The organism is Tritonibacter sp. SIMBA_163, from assembly GCF_046535935.1.
Taxonomy (GTDB): Bacteria; Pseudomonadota; Alphaproteobacteria; order Rhodobacterales; family Rhodobacteraceae; genus Epibacterium; species Epibacterium scottomollicae.
On record NZ_JAWJBP010000219.1, the window covers coordinates 1 to 322 of the forward strand.

The 322-nt window shown below is 53.7% G+C and carries 1 pseudogene; it reads left to right on the forward strand.

Annotation, left to right across the window (positions count from 1 at the left end):
• Positions 1-166: 166 nt before the first annotated feature.
• A pseudogene (locus R0J92_RS22160) lies at positions 167-322 on the forward strand (HNH endonuclease); the annotation flags it as partial.

Sequence of the window (322 nt, forward strand, 5' to 3'; positions counted from 1 at the left end):
GTTCCGTGGCGGCCAGATTGTTCTGGGCCTATTATTCGGTCACCCTGCGCAAGGATGCCGCACCGCTTATCGCCTAGTATTCGTCTGCTGCCTGTTAATATGGCTTCACAATTCTGTGGCATCGGACCTAATATAAATCTGCAGATGCCAAATCAAGGAGCAGCCCTTGACGATTGCAGTCTCTCCCCAGGCCTTGCCGGCGCTCGTATTGAACGCCGATTACAGGCCTTTGAGCTATTACCCCTTGTCGCTCTGGTCCTGGCAGGACGCGATCAAGGCTGTCTTCCTCGACCGTGTCAACATCATCGCGGAATACGAACAT